This window comes from Paenibacillus helianthi (assembly GCF_001909055.1).
Lineage (GTDB): Bacteria > Bacillota > Bacilli > Paenibacillales > Paenibacillaceae > Paenibacillus_AQ > Paenibacillus_AQ helianthi.
The window spans coordinates 1-6,153 of record NZ_LVWI01000104.1 but is presented as its reverse complement, the minus strand read 5'-3'; the positions used below and the strand labels follow the sequence as shown (position 1 = coordinate 6,153).

Genomic DNA, 6,153 nt, shown 5'->3' with positions numbered 1-6,153 from the left:
GATTAATAGAATATTATTCTTTAAACTTGAAGGACAGCACTCGAATGGACATTAGGCCATTTTATACGCTTTATGATTATAAAAAACTCATGGTTGCAAGAATAAGATATATAGAGAAAAAAAAACTCTATGATATTAAACCTATGTTCTCCGAAGGTTTTACAAAGCTTGAGAATAAAAGTGAAAGTTTACTTAATTTATATATAAAATATGCATTAACGCAACATGAGAAATATTCAGACAAATTGATGATTCTCTTTAATGAATTATATCTTAATGAGCAAGTACTTCTAGAACAATTGCTTAATGATTTTTCTGATAAGTCTCTAATATAAATTAATCTTTCGAGAAATAGCTTCTACTTTAAAGAAAATATAAAGAGGTGTTATATGAATAGACAAAGTCCTTTTTTTCGTTTGTTAAAGTATATGCGAAGATATAAGTTGCTCTATGCTTGTTTGATTTTCACGATGATAGTAGGTACTGCGCTTGATCTCTCTATTGCCTGGTTTTTATCTCTTATCACAAATGCTGCTGTAAAAGGTGAAGTTGAGACGTGGCCAATTTTAATTTTTTTAGCTATAGGAATGATATTTTTTATAGCTCTTTTTTCATATTTAGATACATATTTCAAACAAAAGGCATCTTTAAATGTAAGGAACGATATAAGGCTCGATACACTTAATCATGTTTTAAGGTTACCTCAATCGTATTATGATAAAAATCATTCAGGCGAGTTACTATCTCGGTTCACAAGTGATAATCAAGCTGTAGGAGAAGCAAGCGGTCATATTATAATGGGTCTTCTCAAAAATCCGTTACTTGCGCTTTGTGCATTTATTTATTTATTAAACATTCACTGGCCTCTCGCCTTGATTTCTATTTCAATAGGACCACTAATGATATTGGTAGGAAAACTATTCGGTGAAGTTATGCGTAAGAAAAGCATTATTCTGCAAGAAGCCATGGGCAAGGCAACCTCTTTTTTGCAAGATGTATTGGGTGCCAGTGTTCTATATAAAGTTTTTGGTCTTGAGAAGAAAATTTCGAAACAATATCAACAGTACAGTACAAAAATATCTGAAATCGAGCGAAGTCAGGGAAAAATACAGGGAAGTGCAAACGCTGTATCAGCAAGTATTGCAACAATGAGCTTTATGATTGCAATCCTTGTTGCTGGTTTTTTTGTTGCAAAAGGGAATCTAGAAGTTGGTGCTATGGCCGCGTTCATTCAACTCATGAACTATCTTGTGCAACCGTTTTCGCAACTCCCCGGGCTTTGGTCATCTATGCAGCAAGCATTAGCGGGTGCCGAGCGGATCTTTCAGATCATCGATTCTCCTAAGGAATATGAGAAGCTTCCAGAACAGGGACGTGCAAGTTCTTTTGGGACATTAACTGTATCTAATGTTGGCTTTTCTTATACAAAATCTGAGAATGATATGGCTCTTAGAAATATTCACTTCTGTGCAACGGCAGGCCAGACGATAGCCATAGTTGGTGGTAGCGGTGGAGGGAAGTCCACATTATTTAAGTTGCTTCTTGGGCTGTATTCTCCAACAATTGGAACGATCGAGATTGATGGTAGATGTGAAGAGTCAATGGGATTAAGGAAATATCGAGATTACTTCTCACTTGTTCCTCAAGAGTCAATTCTTTTCACAGGTACGATTAGAGATAATATATTGGATGGTAACTTCATGGCTGATGAAACAAGTGTAATTAATGCAGCAAAGAAAGCAAATGCTTATAATTTTATTATGACATTAAGTGAAGGTTTCGATACAGAGATTGGGGAACGCGGTAGTCGGTTGTCAGGGGGACAAAAGCAAAGGATTGCGATTGCAAGAGCAATTTTACGAGATGCACCCATATTGCTTTTAGATGAGGCGACTGCGGCTTTAGATAATGAATCCGAAAAGATTGTACAGGATGCTTTAGCAAAATTAATGGTTGGAAAAACAACTTTAGTTATTGCACATCGTCTGACAACAATTCAAAATGCAGATTTGATCTTAGTTATGGAAAATGGGAATTTGGTTGAACAAGGTACACACAATGAATTACTTCTAGCTCGTGGTCGATATCATTCACTCTACTATGCTCAATTAGAAGGAGAAGAAGTTACAGAAAAAATTCTTATGGACACATAGAGATCGTTTTTTAGGTGATTTGATAAAAGTTCTTCATAGAGACACTTTAAACTCTAACTTTTTGTTTTTATATAGACCGCAATTAAGATCATAACCTAACAAGCAGACGATCGACGGTACCCAGCGGATGCTTATTGATTCGCTTCATAAATTGGCTCACATGAAGCTTAACCTTATAGAATTTTTCAAAAAAGACATTGTTCACTACATCGGCTTTGAGCCACAGCCATAGCCCTTCAACCGGATTGAGGTTTGGGCTGTAAGGTGGTAGAAAGACCGACTGCAGACGCGGATGTTCCGCCAAAAAAGGCTGTAACTCCGTAGCATGATGAATCCGGCTGTTGTCCAGAATCAAGGCGATTTCCCCACCTGGATACGCAGAGAGAAGATCCTGGAGAAATCGAATAAAGGCTGCGGTATCAGCCTTTTCTTCTTCTCGGTGATGCACCTGCCCGGTTTCATAATTAATCGCACCGAACAACTTGGCTCCTTCGTGCTTGCCGTACGTGCGCACTTTGCGTTGTCTGCCACGTGGGAACCAATTGTATTGCAGCGCTTGATAGGACCGGATCATCGATTCGTCTTCAAAAAGCAAATGATCGATTTTTTCGGCTTCAACCTGTTTCTTTAGCGCTGCAAAAGTGTGCTTTTTGAAATACGCCTGGCATCCTCGTCAGCGTTGGCAAGCGTATACGTTGCTTTGGTAAAACTGAAGTTCATCCGTTTGAGCATTGCGCTGATCCCACGCACGCTCATTGTGATGCCAAACTCTCGTTTGATCCACTCCGCCACCAGCGGGAGGGTCCAAGTATACCGGGCTTCAAAACCCACATCGGCCGGTTGTTGCTGCTCCAGCATCGCTGCTAACTGTTTTCGCTGCTCCTCCGTGAGTTTTGTCGGTTGTCCAGGGGAATGATCCATCTTCAGGCCAGGCAGACCTTGCGTTTGGTAGGCTTTCCAATAGAGGCCGATGGTTTGACGCGCACGACTGAGCAGATCGCCGATCTCTTCAAACGTATGTCCTTCCAGACGAAGACGGACGGCCAGGTACCTTTCGTAGAGTCGTTTTGTCCGAGGTTTGTTTCATCGCTGCATTCAACCGCTCGATTTCTTCGTTTCTCATGTTCATCGCCACCTTCGGGTAAGTTATTACTATTCTTTACCCGATTTGGCGATTGGAGTGACTTTGGTAGTTTCTTAAATGCGTTCAATATAGAACTTTTATTTGCAAAATTGTAGTACATACGACTGGGAGGACCTATGATGAGTAGTACATTAACTAGCATGTTTCATGAAATAGAACCAATTACAGATAAAGGTATAACTTTTATTTACAGTGAAATGAAAGAAGAATTTATCCCATATCATTCTTTTTATAAAAGAACATTACAAGTCTTAAATCATATTCAAGAAATAGGATTAAAGCCAAGAGATGAACTAGTTTTTCAAATCGAAGATAATAAAGAGTTTGTATTATTATTTTGGGCTTGTATCTTAGGTGGCATTATACCTATTCCTGTTACTCTCGGAAGTAATGAGGCACATCGTTTAAAATTAATTAATATTATTAGTGTTTTGGATAACCCATATGTTGCAACAACTAATAAAACAGCAGAATATTTACGCCAAAATTCAAATGATTCGTTTAATTTATTTAAACTTATAGATGATAGAGTTATTTTAATAGATGATATTATTCTCAAGGAAGAATCGAAAAATATATTTAATGCAACCCCCGACGATATCGCCTTTATTCAATTTTCCTCCGGGTCAACTGGTATTCCTAAGGGGGTTATTTTAAGCCATGTGAATTTAGTAACGAATATTAACGATATTATAAAAGGGAGAAATGTTAAAGAACACGATTCTCAACTAAGTTGGATGCCTTTAACCCATGATATGGGACTAATTGTTTGTCATATAATGCCAATTAAAGCAAAGATAAACCAATATAATATGAATACAAATACCTTTATACATAGACCATCTCTTTGGTTGAAAAAAGCTTCAGAACATCAAGTAACGATGCTGTCATCCCCAAATTTTGGTTATAAACATTTTTTATCTTTATTTAAACCCAAATCATCTGAAAATTGGGATTTATCTAATGTTGCAACGATTTATAATGGTGCAGAGCCTATCTTGGGATCACTTTGTAATGAGTTCTTTGATGCTATCGAGCATACTGGAATTAAACGGAATACTATTGCCGCGGGGTATGGATTGGCAGAAGGTACAGTTGCCGTTACAGTCACGGGTCTTGGAGAAGAACTTTCTATATATTATTTAGATAGAGAATCAATAAACATTGGGTCTGAAATAATAGAAGTTTCAAAAAATGACTTACATGTCAGTTTTGTAAGTGTTGGCGAACCGATGGAACATTGTGAAGTGAGAATATGTAATAATTCAGGAGAAGAATTAAAAGATCGTACGGTAGGGCATATTCAAATTAAAGGTAGGAATACCACTCGAGGATATTATAACGATTCGATAGAAACAAAACGTTTATTTACTCCGGATGGATGGTTGATTACTGGCGATTTAGGGTTTGTTGATCAGGGTTGTCTAATTCCTACTGGTCGGTATAAAGATTTAATAATCGTAAACGGGCAGAATTATTATCCTCACGATATAGAAAGAGTTGTAACCGATTTAAATCATATAGATTTAGGAAAAGTAGTAGCATGTGGTGCATTTAATGAAGAATTGGGACAAGATGATATAGTAATTTTTGTATACTTTAAAAACAAGATTGAGGATTTTATTTCTTTAAGTATATCAATTAAAGAAAATATTGCTACATACATGAATATTTCCATAGCACACGTTATACCAATTAGAAAAGTGCCCAAAACAACTAGTGGTAAGGTGCAAAGATATTTGTTATCTAATGAATTTAAATTAGGTGTATATAATAATGTTATTCAAGAAATTGAAATACACAGTATACAAGTAAATTATGCTCCAGAAGGAGTGTTCGAAAATAAATTAGCTAATATTTGGTGCGAAATTTTGGATTTGATAGAAGTAGGAAGAAACGATCATTTTTTTGTTTTAGGGGGAAATTCATTAAAAGCAACACTCTTATCGACACGACTACAAAAGGAATTCGGGAAAATTGTTAGTGTTAAGAATATTTTTGAATGTCCAACACTAGCTTCTATGGCGAAAAAAATAGAAGAAGCCGAGCGAGTGGAATATTCATCTATTGTAAGAGCTTCATACCAAGATTGGTATCCAATTACTGCAGCACAAAAACGATTACTTGTGATTAATGAAATGGAAAAGGGGAGCACTGCCTATAATATACCTCTTGTTATGGAACTAAAAGGACCTGTGAATATAACACAAATAGAAAAAGCTTGGAAAGTAATTGTACAGAGACATGAATCACTGCGCACGTCCTTTGCATGGGTAAATGGAGAGTTGATGCAGCGTGTTCATAACGATGTAGAAATTGAAATGATGTATGAAGAAGCAGCAGATGATATTGAAGCAAAGGACATCGTTTCGGGATGGATTCAGCCTTTTAACCTGAATGAGGGCCCACTTTGCCGGGTAGGAATGGTTCGGTTAACAGATCAGCGGCATCTCTTATTCTTTGATATTCATCATTCGGCATCGGATGGAACATCGATGGGGATTTTGATGAAGGAACTCATGTCTTTGTATCAGGGAGAGGAGTTAGCGGAAGTCACCGTACAATACAAAGACTTCGCAGTATGGCAGCAAGAGCAGAATCAAGAGATCGTAAAAAAACAAGAAGATTATTGGTTAGATATCTATGCTGGAGAAGTGCCAGTGCTGGATATGCCAACCGATTATCCACGGCCTTTGATGCGAGATTTTAAAGGAGATGCCATCCAATTCACGATTGAATCAGACTTAGGAAAGCAAGTTCGAAACATGGCAGCTCGGACAGGAAGTACAGTGTATATGGTGTTGTTAGCAGCATATAACATCATGTTGTCCAAATATACAGGTCAAGAGGATATTG

Annotated in this window: 3 protein-coding genes and 1 pseudogene; 3 read left to right on the top strand and 1 reads right to left on the bottom strand. The window is 37.2% G+C overall.

Annotated elements, in window-relative coordinates; translation table 11 throughout:
- Positions 1-335, top strand: a 335-nt coding sequence (locus A3844_RS30745) for a hypothetical protein (protein WP_208619477.1), incomplete at its 5' end; no start/stop codon positions are given.
- Positions 336-389: 54 nt separating this feature from the next.
- Entirely contained in the window at positions 390-2,153 is a 1,764-nt protein-coding gene (locus A3844_RS30740; RefSeq protein ID WP_074109499.1) for an ABC transporter ATP-binding protein, read from the top strand.
- An 88-nt stretch (positions 2,154-2,241) separates the two neighbouring features.
- On the opposite strand, the pseudogene A3844_RS30735 reads toward A3844_RS30740, so the two are convergent.
- Positions 2,242-3,282, bottom strand: a pseudogene (locus A3844_RS30735) (IS630 family transposase).
- Between the two features lie 131 nt (positions 3,283-3,413).
- Here A3844_RS30735 and A3844_RS30730 point away from each other — a divergent pair.
- Positions 3,414-6,153, top strand: a 2,740-nt coding sequence (locus tag A3844_RS30730; protein ID WP_143192213.1) for a condensation domain-containing protein, incomplete at its 3' end; no start/stop codon positions are given.

Coding starts and splice junctions, on each gene's coding strand:
- A3844_RS30740 (WP_074109499.1), top strand. CDS start 390: ATGAATAGACAAAGTCCTTTTTTTCGTTTGTTAAAGTATATGCGAAGA.